Raw genomic sequence first — 12,276 nt, 5'->3', positions numbered from 1 at the left:
TCTCATTTTTGATCTTACCGAAGTAAGATCGGTTTAACTCACTCGTTGTTCAGTTTTCAAAGATCAACTTCAGTGTTACCGGCGAGTCTAGTTCGCTTCAGCAACTTTTATATCATATCACACTCTTTCGAAGTTAGCAAGCTTTTTTTGAATTTATTTTTTCGATTCAATTTGGCTTGTTACTTAGCATTTCGTGTGCCGTCCGTATCTCTCGGCCGGATTTATAATATACCATGGGTTTATAGATTAATGCAACCCTAAATCTATATTTTATTACAGGTAAAATTAGACAGTTGTTAATCACTTGCAAACCGCCCTTATTCCTATCAGCTATTAGGCCCAACTCATCGTGTGTCATTGCTATTATTAATAGTACATTGATCAACAAGGACTTACATGATTACATGGCTCAGGTATAAGTTGTCTTCTAATATAGAAATAGAAAAAGAACAGCCTTCGCTGATCGCATAGGCTGTTCTTTCTCGTGTTTACATTCTAACTTAGTCCAGCGTACGGTTCCGCATGTGAGGGAACAGCAATACGTCACGAATAGATGGGGCATTCGTAAGCAACATAATCAAACGGTCAATACCAATACCAAGTCCGCCTGTAGGTGGCATACCATACTCGAGTGCACGCAGGAAATCTTCATCCATATCATGCGCTTCATCGTTGCCTTGCTCTTTCTCCTTCATTTGCCCCTCAAAACGCTGACGCTGATCAATTGGGTCATTAAGTTCGGAGAACGCGTTAGCATGCTCACGCGCTACGATGAATAATTCGAAACGATCGGTAAAGCGCGGATCTTCATCATTCTTTTTCGCAAGCGGTGAAATTTCAACTGGATGCCCTGTTACAAACGTCGGTTGAATAAGCGTTTCTTCAACAAACTGTTCAAAGAATGCATTCAGAATATGACCAAAAGTCATATGCTTTTCAACTGGAACTTTATGTTCTTTGGCCAGAGCATGGGCTTCTTCATTAGTCATTTGAACGCCGAAGTCTACCCCTGTTACTTCTTTAACAGCATCCACCATAGATACACGGCGCCACTGAGGTGTCAAATCGATCTCCTGACCTTGATATGTGATCACTTGAGTTCCTAGAACCTCTTGAGCGATGTGAGAAATAAGATTTTCTGTCAGAGCCATAATATCTTTATAGTCTGCATATGCTTCATACAGCTCGATCAACGTGAACTCTGGATTATGACGTGTAGAAACACCTTCATTCCGGTAAACGCGTCCGATTTCATATACTTTCTCCAAACCACCAACGATTAGTCGCTTCAGGTGAAGCTCAATCGCAATACGCATGTATAGTTCCATGTCCAGCGCATTATGATGAGTGATAAACGGTTTTGCTGCAGCACCCCCAGCTATAGCATGAAGGGTTGGAGTCTCCACTTCCAAGAAGCCGAGCGAATCCAGGTAACGGCGCATCGACTGAATGATTTTAGAACGTGTAATAAACGTCTTCTGAACATCTGGATTAATGATGAGATCGACGTAACGTTGACGGTAACGAAGCTCAACATCCTTCAGACCGTGGAATTTTTCAGGAAGAGGGTACAGTGACTTCGAGAGAACCTCCAGGTTTTTGACCTTAATGGTAGTCTCCCCTGTCTTAGTCTTAAAGAGGATACCACTTACCCCAATGATGTCTCCCAGATCAAGAATACTGAATGCCTGATATTTCTCTTCAGCAATGGAGTCCTGGCGCACGTAAATCTGGATCCGACCGCTAAGATCCTGAATGTGAGCAAAGGATGCTTTACCCATACCCCGCTTCGCCATGATGCGGCCAGCCAAGTTCACCTCAACCTGCTTCTCTTCCAGTTCCTCTTTTGTCAGAGCATCATACTGCTCTAAAATGTCACCAGCATGATCCGTTCTTTCATATTTACCGCCAAAAGGGTCTATTCCCAGCTTGCGCAGCTCGTCCAGTTTGTTGCGTCGAATCTGCAGCAATTCACTTAGTTCTTGTTCTTGTTCCTGATTGTTCATTTCTTCCGTCATTGTCGATTCATCTCCTTCATTCTCGCTCGGCCCATGGTCCTGGCCAACAACCAATACAACACTAACAACTAGCCTCTATGCAAATAGCGAAAAAAGCCCCCCGAAGGAAGCTTCCACGCTCGTTCCAACTTACTTCTTAATATCTACGATTTTATATTTAATGACGCCGGCCGGTACGTTAACATCGACCACAGAACCTTTTTGCTTGCCAATAATCGCTTTACCGACAGGGCTCTCGTTGGAAATCTTATTGTTGAGCGGATCAGATTCCGCTGTACCGACAATTGTATATTCCATCGTATCGCCAAATTCCATATCCTCAACAATGACCGTATTTCCGACGCCTACAACATCGGTATTAATATCGTCGTTATTGATGATACGAGCGTTGCGGAGCATTTTCTCCAGAGTAATGATCCGGCCTTCGATAAAGGCTTGTTCGTTCTTGGCGTCCTCATACTCGGAGTTCTCACTGATATCACCATATCCGATAGCAATTTTGATACGCTCCGCGACTTCACGCCGTTTAACGGACTTTAGATTCTCGAGTTCGTCCTCCAGTTTCTTCAGACCGTCCTGTGTAAGAATGACTTCTTTATCGCTCATCTTAACCGATTCTCCTGTCATGTAGATAATTTAATCACCATACCACCATACTATATGCGAATCTTCGGGGAACAGAACCCTCCCCTGATGCTTGCTGTATATCAAGGCGAATTTATACTGAAAAATTATATGGTAACCATTTCAAAAAGTCAATGAACGCCCACGCACGAATGAAAACGCTATCTCAGTTCATTGGTGCTTAAAGGCGTTCTGTTTATTACATCGCCGAAATAGCCTGCGGATAAGCACTATTCGACGTATTTCCTGTATTCTCTAATTGCTCAACGAAGTTTGTCAAAAGATTTACCATCTCGTCCCGTTTTGTCTCTTCCATAATTACATCCTTGATGCGTGCAGAACCTTTAATTCCTTTCAAATACCAGGACAGATGTTTTCTCATTTCCCGGACAGCAACATCTTCTCCCCGGAGTGCAATGAGACGGTCCATATGCAAGATCGCAATCCGGATTTTTTCCTGCGGAGACGGGTCAGAAAGAAGCTTACCTGTCTTCAAATATTCAACTGTACGATACAGCATCCAAGGGTTTCCAAGTGCTCCACGTCCGATCATGACACCATCGCATCCTGTTTCAGTGAGCATACGGCGAGCATCTTCAGGAGTCACTACATCCCCATTACCAATAACCGGAATGGATACAGCTTCCTTAACCTGTCTTATAATGTCCCAATCAGCGTGTCCAGTATACAGCTGTTCACGTGTCCGTCCATGAACACTAACAGCCTTGCCACCTGCACGTTCTACAGCCATTGCATTCTCAACAGCATAGATATGATCGCTGTCCCAGCCTGTACGCATTTTAACCGTTACGGGCTTATTTACGACGTCGACAACTGCAGACACCATTTCATAAATTTTATTGGAATCCAGCAGCCAGCGCGCTCCTGCATCCATCTTCGTTACCTTAGGTGCAGGGCAACCCATATTGATATCGATAATATCTGCATTGGTTTGTTGGTCAACGACTTTTGCTGCTTCTACGAGAGATTCACGGTCTCCACCGAAAATCTGCAAACTCAGCGGCTTCTCCCGTTCGTCGACAAACAGCATTTCCTGGGTTCGTTTATTGCCATGAACGATCGCTTTACCACTTACCATCTCCGCACATACAAGACCGGTGCCAAATTCTTTGGCAATCAAGCGAAAAGCCGGATTACACACACCCGCCATCGGAGCAAGCACGACCTGGTTTTTCATCTCGATATCTCCGATTTTCAACAAATTCTTCTCTCCCTCCCTTACTCATTATTTATATATTAAGCTCAATTACGTTCCTTTAGCTCCTGTATAGTAATATCCAAAGTATCCGCAATTTTAATTAAAATTTGTTCCTCTGCATGACGATTGCCCCGCTCGATTGCTCCAAGCACTGCCAACGAAATACCCGTTTGAGCTGCGAGCTCTTGTTGGGTAAGGCCCTTTAACTTTCGGAAAGCGCGGATACGCTGCGCCAATTGCATGTTCTCCAAAGCTGTATTCCTTCCTTTCCATCCAGTCTTTCAATCGCTGTCTTAACAGTAGTGTATAAACCGGAAGGCTCATGCTCAGGAACGATGTCCGATAGCGGCATCAATACGAACGCCCTTTCCAGCATACGAGGATGGGGAAGAATCAAGTCTGGTGTATCCAGCTTTATTCCTTCCATCCACAAAAGATCGAGATCAACAGTGCGAGGTCCGTTAAGAATATGACGCACCCGGCCGAGCCGCCCCTCAATCTGCTGCATAATTGCTAAAAAAGAATGCGGTTCAAGCGTCGTAGCTACAGCAGCAGTCATATTTAAAAACATGGGCTGGTCTAGATAACCGACAGGTTCGGTCTCATATAAGTTCGAGCAGCGCAGCACGGTAATCTCAGGTTGTAAATCCAACAACTCCAATGCTTCCATAAGGGTCGCTTCCCGGTCTCCCAAATTGGCCCCTAAAGCAATATAAGCCTCTGACATCTCAGAGGGAACAAGTGAATTCATGGTTATTCTCACTTTCTGGTCCGGTGCAGCTCAATGGTAACACCTTCAAAATGAATATCAAACGGCGGATGTGGTTTGGTCAACCTAACCGTTAAAGCTTCGATACTAGTATAAGTGTCGAGCACCTTGGATGCAATATGCTCCGCTAAAGCTTCAATAAGCTTAAAAGACTCGCTTCGCATGATACCTTGGAGCAGTTCATGTACCTCGGCATAATTTACCGTTTGGGTTAGATCATCGGTCTGTCCTGCTTTGCTCAAATCAAGCTCGAGCTCGAGGTCTACATAAAAGCGCTGTCCGAGCTTTCTCTCCTCTTCAAAAACACCATGATAACCGTAGTATTCCATTCCACGTAAAATCATCTTGTCCATCTCTTATTTCCGCCCTTCATCGATTATCTTGTTCTATTTTACCCGCTTCAGCCCTGTTGAGGCATATAACATTGCATCACACATACGTGCTGTTCGCTTGATCTGCGCTACATCATGAACTCTAACGATCTGACATCCCTGTGCAATGCCATAGGCAACCGTAGCCGCTGTCCCTTCCACCACATCATCAACCGGTAAGTCGAGTGCGGTACGGATGAATTTTTTACGAGAAGTCGCCAAAAGGACTGGATAACCGAGATCCACGAGCTCATCTAATGACATCATGACCTTCATGTTCTCATCATAATCCTTCGCAAAACCGATGCCTGGGTCCAAAATAATGCGATTATGCTTCACTCCAGCATGAAGTGCAATATTCACACTCTCCATCAAATCAGACTTCACATCTTCAATTAAATTGGTGTAATCCCGATTCTTACGGTTATGCATAAGTATCACGGGGCAATCTAAAGCCGCAGCTACACTCGCCATCTTCGGATCTTCCTTGAACCCCCAAATATCGTTAATGATATGTGCACCCGCTTCAATAGACTGACGCGCGACCTCTGCTTTATAGGTATCAATTGAAAGTGGTATATGAGGCGCTTCTCGGTGTATCGCTTCAATGACAGGAATCACACGGCTAAGCTCTTCGTCCAAACCTACTTTTTCGTGACCCGGTCTGGTCGACTCTCCACCGATATCTATAATGTCGGCACCTTCCGCAACCAGTTGAAGTGCATGCTTCACAGCTCGTTCCGTTTCGTTATATCGACCTCCATCAGAAAAAGAATCCGGCGTGACGTTCAAAATCCCCATAATCAGCGTGGATTTTCCCAGTTCAAGCTTCGTCTCCCCGCATGGATAGGTTTGTTCATAAATTGTTGTCTTCATTACATCCCCTGCTTTCTGCCTGGTAAGCTTTCATTAAACGTTCAGTAATAGGGCCTGCCAATCCATTACCCACCACAACGGGTTCTTCTTCTGCTTTCAGCAATCTTGTGATTGGCATAATCTCTTGCACAGAACCTGTCGTAAATATCTCATCCGCATCCGTGAAGGTATCCCATGTATAGCGGCCCTCTTCCGTAGGAATGCTGAGTTGTTGGGCCAGTTCGAGCACTTTCGCACGGGTAATACCAGGTAAGATACCGGTTCCTATATCTGGTGTATATAACTTTCCATCTTTAATGAAAAATATGTTGCTTACAATGCCTTCAGCCAGCTCGCCATTTTCAGTCAGCATGCACCCTTCAGCCTGAAGCCGAACCGCTTCCGGATAACGCTGAAGCTCACGTTTAGCCATTATGTTGTTCATATAATGCAGCGACTTCAATCGCACAGATGTCTCCGGTGTATTCCGCGGAGTTAGCAGCAGCTGCAAAGCTTTCCCTTGTTTATATAATGCGGGTGACAGTACTGGCAAAGACTTAACATACAGCAGTTCCGATGGATTCATATAATCACCAGCAGGAAGTCCAAGCGCCTCCACGCCTGCTGTTACTGTATAGCGGACATAGGCATCCTCAAGATCATTAGCCAGTAAAAGCCGGGTAATCCACCCCTGTATATACTCGGGATCTGGTTTGTAGGTAATTCCGAGCAGACTGCAGCTTTCTGCAAGCCGGGTTAGATGGCGTTCCAGTAAAAATGGTTCCCCACGATAGGTCCGAAACGTCTCAAATAAACCCATACCATATAAAAGGCCGTGATCCATTACGGATACCACGGCCTCGGCCGTGTCTACTACACGGCCGTCCACTCCCATAAATCTCATGCCTTAGCCCCCGCATTACGTTTCAAAAAGTTGCGCAGCATTTGGTGCCCATGGTCAGTAATAATCGATTCCGGATGGAACTGCACACCTTCGACAGGATATTCCTTATGCCGAAGACCCATAATTTCGCCCTCTTCAGTCCAAGCCGTAATTTCAAGGCATTCTGGCAACGTTTCTTTTTCCACAAGTAAGGAATGATATCGGGTTGCGGTAAACGGAACGGGAAGGCCTTCGAATACAGATGTACCCAAGTGGTGAATGGGTGAAGTTTTACCATGCATGAGGCGCTCTGCTCGAATAACCTTTCCTCCAAAAGCTTGTCCAATTGCCTGGTGGCCTAAGCACACACCGAAGATTGGGATAATCCCTTTAAATCGGTCAATAACCTCAAGGCTGATACCAGCCTCATTCGGAGTACAAGGACCCGGAGAGATCAGAATATGATCCGGCGCCAATTCTTTAATTCCCTCAAGATCGATTTCATCATTTCTGAACACTTTTACTTCTTCGCCAAGCTCTCCTAAATATTGCACGAGATTATAAGTAAATGAATCGTAGTTATCGATCACGAGAATCATGATATACTCCCCCTATTTTACAGCCGCTAAACCGGCTTCCTCTTCACTGCACATCACCGCTGCAATTAACGCCTTCGCTTTATTATGACATTCTCGGTACTCCCTGTACGGATCGGAATCAATGACAATACCTGCACCTGCCTGAATATAACCTACACCATCCTGAATAGCGAGTGTACGGATAATAATATTCAATTCCATATCCCCGTTATAATCAATCCATCCCATAGAACCCGTATAAGGTCCTCTCGTAACCGGCTCTAGTTCCTCAATAATTTCCATGGTTCGAATCTTTGGCGCACCCGTGATCGTCCCCCCTGGAAAAGTAGCAGCAATAACATCGTAGGCGTCCTTATCCTCAGCGATCTGCCCTTCTACCTGAGAAACGAGATGCATGACATGAGAATAACGCTCCACGGTCATCAGCTCAGGTACGTGTACCGTACCATAGGCTGCAATTCGCCCGATATCATTACGTTCAAGGTCAACAAGCATAATATGCTCGGCCCGTTCTTTTTCGCTACCAGTTAGTTCAGCCTCCATGGCAGCATCTTCTTCAGGTCCCGCTCCCCTTCTGCGTGTGCCTGCTATCGGTCTCGCCGAAACGGTATCCCCATCCAGCTTGATTAGCAACTCTGGCGAACCGCTGGCCAGTGCAAATCGGGGCGATGTAATAAAACCCATGTACGGCGAAGGATTCAAAAGGCGCAGCCACTCATAAAGATCTGCCGGTTTAGATTCTAGCTTCAAATGACGCCGCAGAGACAGATTCACTTGGAATACATCGCCCTGACGAATATACTCCTGAATCGAAAGTACAGCCTGCTGAAAATCCTCTTGTGAGAAATCACTTTCCAACCGATCCCATCCTTCGACATGAGGACCTGACAGTGAAGCTGCTCTCTCCTGCCTGATTGTCATCCGGCGTTTCTCTTCGGATTGTTCTTCCTCACATGTATTAGCACCGAGTAAAGCATTCCAACGTTCCATCATACGCTCCGCTCTTGCAGCAGCTTCCTTATATAAGGACATAAGGTCTTCCGGATCATTATGACTACCCTTGCCTTCTTTCCATGGTACATGTACTGCACAATATACCAGCTTCTGTTCATGATCATAGATCCAGACTTCTTCCATCCGCATCCACATGTAATCTGGAAAACCCGCGTCATCCTGGGCAAGTGTAGGTAAGTCCTCAAGAGATCGAATCACATCATAACCTAAAAATCCGGCACAACCACCTCGGAAATCAGGCCAACCCGGGACCCGAGGGGAGCGCAGCTCCCCCATCCAACTCTCTAATAGCTGAAGTGGTTTGCCCTCCTTGAAACTTGTCTCCCCTGTTCGAAGATCTGTAATCTCACCACGCATCCCTTTTCCTGTTAGCACAGATACGGGATTTAAACCCAAATAAGTGTATCTTCCGCTTTTCCCACTTTCCAGCACGAAGGCATAAGGGGAAGCAGCCTTCCATGCTTTTTCCCAGGTTGAAGGCAATCCTTCCTTCCAGCCCTGAAATTGAACCATATAAGGCAGCACGGACCAGCCCTCTTCCACCCACTCAAGCCATTGAGCTAGCTCTATCTTTCTATCCATGCTTGTCCTCCTTAATCCGCATAAGCCTGTTCTGTTGCCTGTCAGTATACTTTATCCTGCCCCACTTGAAAACCCCGAAACCACTGTACATTATAATTATTTTGAAGTATCTGTTATGACATCCCGCTCATTTCAACAGAAAAGACCTCCAATGCATATCACATTGAAGGCCGTAAGCTTTCATACAATAAAAAACGGATTAGGATTCAAAGTTGTACAGCGGAGTGCTCAGGTAACGTTCCCCGTTACTAGGAATAATAGCAACAACCCGTTTGCCTTTACCAAGCTCTTTCGCAACCTTCAAGGCTGCATGAACTGCCGCACCGGAGGAGATTCCTGCAAGAATACCTTCCTCTTTTGCTACACGACGTGCCATTTCAAAAGCATCATCATTCTCTACATGAATAATTTCATCATAAATTTCTTGATTCAGAATTTCTGGTACGAAGTTAGCACCGATCCCCTGGATTTTGTGCGGTCCAGGCTTTCCACCTGCCAAGATCGGGGAAGCTGCGGGTTCTACTGCATAAATCTTAATGTCCGAGAATGCTTCCTTAAGCACTTCACCAGCACCCGTAATCGTTCCACCCGTACCGATTCCAGCTACGAAAGCATCAAGTGTGCCGCCAATGGAATTCACAGCTTCTACGATTTCAGGACCTGTTGTTTCACGGTGAATCTTCACATTAGCCAAGTTCTTAAACTGCTCTGCCATAAAAAATCCGGAGTTTTCTTGTAAAATCTCTTCAGCTTTCTTAACGGCTCCGTTCATACCTTCCGCTCCCGGCGTAAGAACCAGTTCCGCTCCGTAAGCACGAAGCAAGTTGCGCCGCTCGAGGCTCATCGTTTCAGGCATTACGATAACCGCCTTGTATCCTTTTGCCGCAGCAACCATCGCAAGTCCAATACCTGTGTTACCGCTTGTCGCTTCAATGATCGTATCTCCCGGCTTCAAGCGCCCGTCTTTCTCTGCTTCTTCCACGATACTGATAGCAATCCGATCCTTAACGCTCGAACCTGGGTTCTGATATTCTAGCTTCAAGTAAATTTCTGCACTGTCCTCCGGTACGATTCGGTTCAAACGGACAAGTGGTGTACTGCCGATTAAATCTGTTACACTGTTTACTACTTTAGCCATAAATGAAGCCCTCCCTTAATTCGTTTAACTGTGTTATATATCCCGATGATCTCTAGTTGTATGATTGAACAATGACTATACGAATCGGAAAAGCATATCCGAATCGCGATTTTTTGATATCCGAGTAATTCGCTAGGTTTTATATATTCATATTATCAACCTTACATCGCCTTGTCAATAAAAAGAACAGGTATGATATCTTTTCAAGTTCGATTATTTACGTCATAAAAAAACAAGCCTTTGCAACAAGGGAATCACTCCGCTGCAAAGACCTGCTTTATTGATTATTAGGTTCGGCAATGATACGAGCGCCATACTTATCACGAAGCTGGCCCTCAAGCTCAGAGAGAGAAACGGATTGCTCCAGCGCGAGCTGTTTACGCACTGTCTCTCGAATCAGATTCTCATCTGACTCCTCAGGAATCAAAATGTCCTGAACATAGACAACTCCGTAACCTTCATCCAGTGGAATCGGTCCCGCTATATCGCCCTTACTTAAGGATAAAGCGGTCTCCATCAATGTCTCGGGTTGAAAGGGATCATCTTCTTCGACCAATCCCAATCTACCTCCCTGATCCCGTGTATATTCATCAATAGATACTTCTTCGGCGAGATCGGCGAAAACCTCACCGTTCTCCAGCCGGTCTAGTACCTCTTCTGCTTCTGTCTCCTGTTCCACCTTAATGATGGATAATTCCAGCTGTTTCTTGGGACGAAATTGATCTGGATACTGCTGAAGATATTGATCAATTTCCGCATCATCAATTTCAACGTCAGCTGTCGCTATTTTTTCCAAGGTTAGACGGTAACTGGTTTCTGCCTTTAATAGTTCTTCTGTCAGACCAAGCTGCTGCTCCATTTCTTGCAAGAACCGCTCCTTCGAGCCATATCCATGCCCCATGCGTTCCAGTTCCTGATCAACCTCTTGAGGAGTAACCTTGATATTAGCAGCCGCAGCCTCCAGTTCGACTACCTGACGGTTCATCATCGTCATCAGCACTTCGCTACCATACCTCTTCTTTAGCTCGCTAGTCCATTCTTCCTCTGTAATCGCCCTGTCATGTACCGATGCGACTACATGGGGGGCTAGATCAGATTTATTGTTATCCTGACTTAATACCCCTGAAAACAGTATCCAGCTCCCCATAAATAACACACCTGCAGTCAAGACAATGACGGTTACCCATAATCCCTTCTCTTGTCTCGTCATTTCGGCTGCTCATCCCAATACCTTAAGATTTGGCCCGCTCTAAAACGGATTTTAGCTGGTCTTCATTATACGTGTATACTTCATTACAAAAGTGACAAGTAACTTCAGCTTTTTGATCCTCATCAATCATCTTTTCGAGCTCATCCGCTCCCATACTGATCAACGCACGCTCTACACGTTCATGGGAACAATCGCAGTAAAAATGAACTTCGGATTCTTCTAAAATCGATACATCCGGCAGGATTCGGCGCAAAATATCCTCCAGCTCGAGTCCTTCCTCAAGCAATGTTGTCACTGGTGGAATCTCACTCAGAGCTTTCTCCAGCTCAGTTATTTCATCATCTGTCACACCAGGCAACAGTTGAATAATAAATCCGCCTGCATTCGCAACTGTATAGTCGGGTGCTACAAGAACACCAAGACTTACTGCCGAATTCGTCTGCTCCGATACCGCAAAATAATACGTGAAATCCTCAGCCAGTTCGCCGGATATGATTGGAATACTACCACGGTAAGGCTCTTTTAATCCTAAATCTTTAATGACATGGATTTGCCCAGTCGTTCCTACCGCTGCTGCCACGTTCATCTTCCCTGGACGGATGTTCGTCAGTTCCACATGAGGATTATTCACATACCCACGAACTTCTCCATTGGCATTTGCCTCGGCAGCGATTAAACCAATCGGGCCGTCTCCGCGAACCTGAATACTGAGACGCTCATCTCCCTTTAGCATCGCGCCCATCATTGCAGCAGCCGAAACGGTACGTCCCAAAGCGGCTGTTACGACGGGGAATGTGTCATGTCTACGCCGCAGTTCCTCTACAAGGTTCGTCGTGCGCACGGCAAAAGCTCTTATTTTTCCTGACATTGCCGTTCCGCGGAGTATACGGTCTTTATGTTTGTCCATCTTACAGCCTCCTTGTACTTCTTGATGTTAGATTATTTGGTAAATACTCATTATATATAACTCTACAATTTATCGGTTTGTTTGATG

At 45.4% G+C, this 12,276-nt stretch carries 13 protein-coding genes; all 13 read right to left on the bottom strand.

Annotation, left to right across the window (positions count from 1 at the left end; all coding sequences use genetic code 11):
* Window positions 1-500 precede the first annotated feature (500 nt).
* Entirely contained in the window at window positions 501-2,018 is a 1,518-nt protein-coding gene (gene lysS / locus ACFQV5_RS25550) for a lysine--tRNA ligase (protein WP_379251403.1), read from the bottom strand.
* Between the two features lie 129 nt (window positions 2,019-2,147).
* Complete coding sequence (greA, locus tag ACFQV5_RS25545) at window positions 2,148-2,624, bottom strand: transcription elongation factor GreA (RefSeq protein ID WP_379251401.1); 477 nt, start codon at window positions 2,622-2,624, stop codon at window positions 2,148-2,150.
* Window positions 2,625-2,841: 217 nt separating this feature from the next.
* A complete protein-coding gene (gene dusB, locus ACFQV5_RS25540; RefSeq protein WP_379251399.1) occupies window positions 2,842-3,864 on the bottom strand; it encodes a tRNA dihydrouridine synthase DusB in 1,023 nt (340 codons plus the stop codon).
* A gap of 41 nt (window positions 3,865-3,905) precedes the next feature.
* Window positions 3,906-4,112, bottom strand: a complete 207-nt coding sequence (locus ACFQV5_RS25535) for a helix-turn-helix domain-containing protein (RefSeq protein ID WP_379251397.1) — start codon at window positions 4,110-4,112, stop codon at window positions 3,906-3,908.
* Window positions 4,064-4,612 (bottom strand): 2-amino-4-hydroxy-6-hydroxymethyldihydropteridine diphosphokinase, encoded by a 549-nt coding sequence (folK, locus tag ACFQV5_RS25530; protein WP_379251395.1) that lies wholly within the window; start codon window positions 4,610-4,612, stop codon window positions 4,064-4,066. Before folK ends, ACFQV5_RS25535 begins: the two co-directional genes overlap by 49 nt.
* Before the next feature lie 8 nt (window positions 4,613-4,620).
* Entirely contained in the window at window positions 4,621-4,983 is a 363-nt protein-coding gene (gene folB, locus ACFQV5_RS25525) for a dihydroneopterin aldolase (protein ID WP_379251393.1), read from the bottom strand.
* Between the two features lie 33 nt (window positions 4,984-5,016).
* On the bottom strand, window positions 5,017-5,877 hold the full coding sequence (gene folP / locus ACFQV5_RS25520) for a dihydropteroate synthase (RefSeq protein WP_379251392.1): 861 nt from the start codon (window positions 5,875-5,877) through the stop codon (window positions 5,017-5,019).
* Entirely contained in the window at window positions 5,858-6,760 is a 903-nt protein-coding gene (locus ACFQV5_RS25515) for an aminotransferase class IV (RefSeq protein ID WP_379251390.1), read from the bottom strand. The genes folP and ACFQV5_RS25515 overlap by 20 nt, the downstream gene beginning before the upstream one ends.
* The gene (pabA, locus tag ACFQV5_RS25510) at window positions 6,757-7,338 is read right to left on the bottom strand and encodes an aminodeoxychorismate/anthranilate synthase component II (protein ID WP_379251388.1); all 582 of its coding nucleotides are present in this window, start codon (window positions 7,336-7,338) and stop codon (window positions 6,757-6,759) included. Before pabA ends, ACFQV5_RS25515 begins: the two co-directional genes overlap by 4 nt.
* A gap of 12 nt (window positions 7,339-7,350) precedes the next feature.
* Complete coding sequence (locus ACFQV5_RS25505) at window positions 7,351-8,934, bottom strand: anthranilate synthase component I family protein (RefSeq protein ID WP_379251386.1); 1,584 nt, start codon at window positions 8,932-8,934, stop codon at window positions 7,351-7,353.
* Window positions 8,935-9,133: 199 nt separating this feature from the next.
* Entirely contained in the window at window positions 9,134-10,072 is a 939-nt protein-coding gene (gene cysK, locus ACFQV5_RS25500; RefSeq protein WP_379251384.1) for a cysteine synthase A, read from the bottom strand.
* A 277-nt stretch (window positions 10,073-10,349) separates the two neighbouring features.
* Complete coding sequence (locus tag ACFQV5_RS25495) at window positions 10,350-11,282, bottom strand: peptidyl-prolyl cis-trans isomerase (RefSeq protein ID WP_379251382.1); 933 nt, start codon at window positions 11,280-11,282, stop codon at window positions 10,350-10,352.
* 22 nt (window positions 11,283-11,304) lie between these two features.
* Complete coding sequence (hslO, locus tag ACFQV5_RS25490) at window positions 11,305-12,189, bottom strand: Hsp33 family molecular chaperone HslO (protein ID WP_379251380.1); 885 nt, start codon at window positions 12,187-12,189, stop codon at window positions 11,305-11,307.
* Window positions 12,190-12,276: the final 87 nt, after the last annotated feature.

It is taken from the genome of Paenibacillus sp. GCM10028914 (genome assembly GCF_042666275.1).
In the GTDB taxonomy this organism is placed as follows: Bacteria; Bacillota; Bacilli; order Paenibacillales; family Paenibacillaceae; genus Paenibacillus_AQ.
The sequence above is the reverse complement of the archived record's forward strand: the minus strand, read 5'-3'. Positions and strand labels throughout refer to the sequence as shown.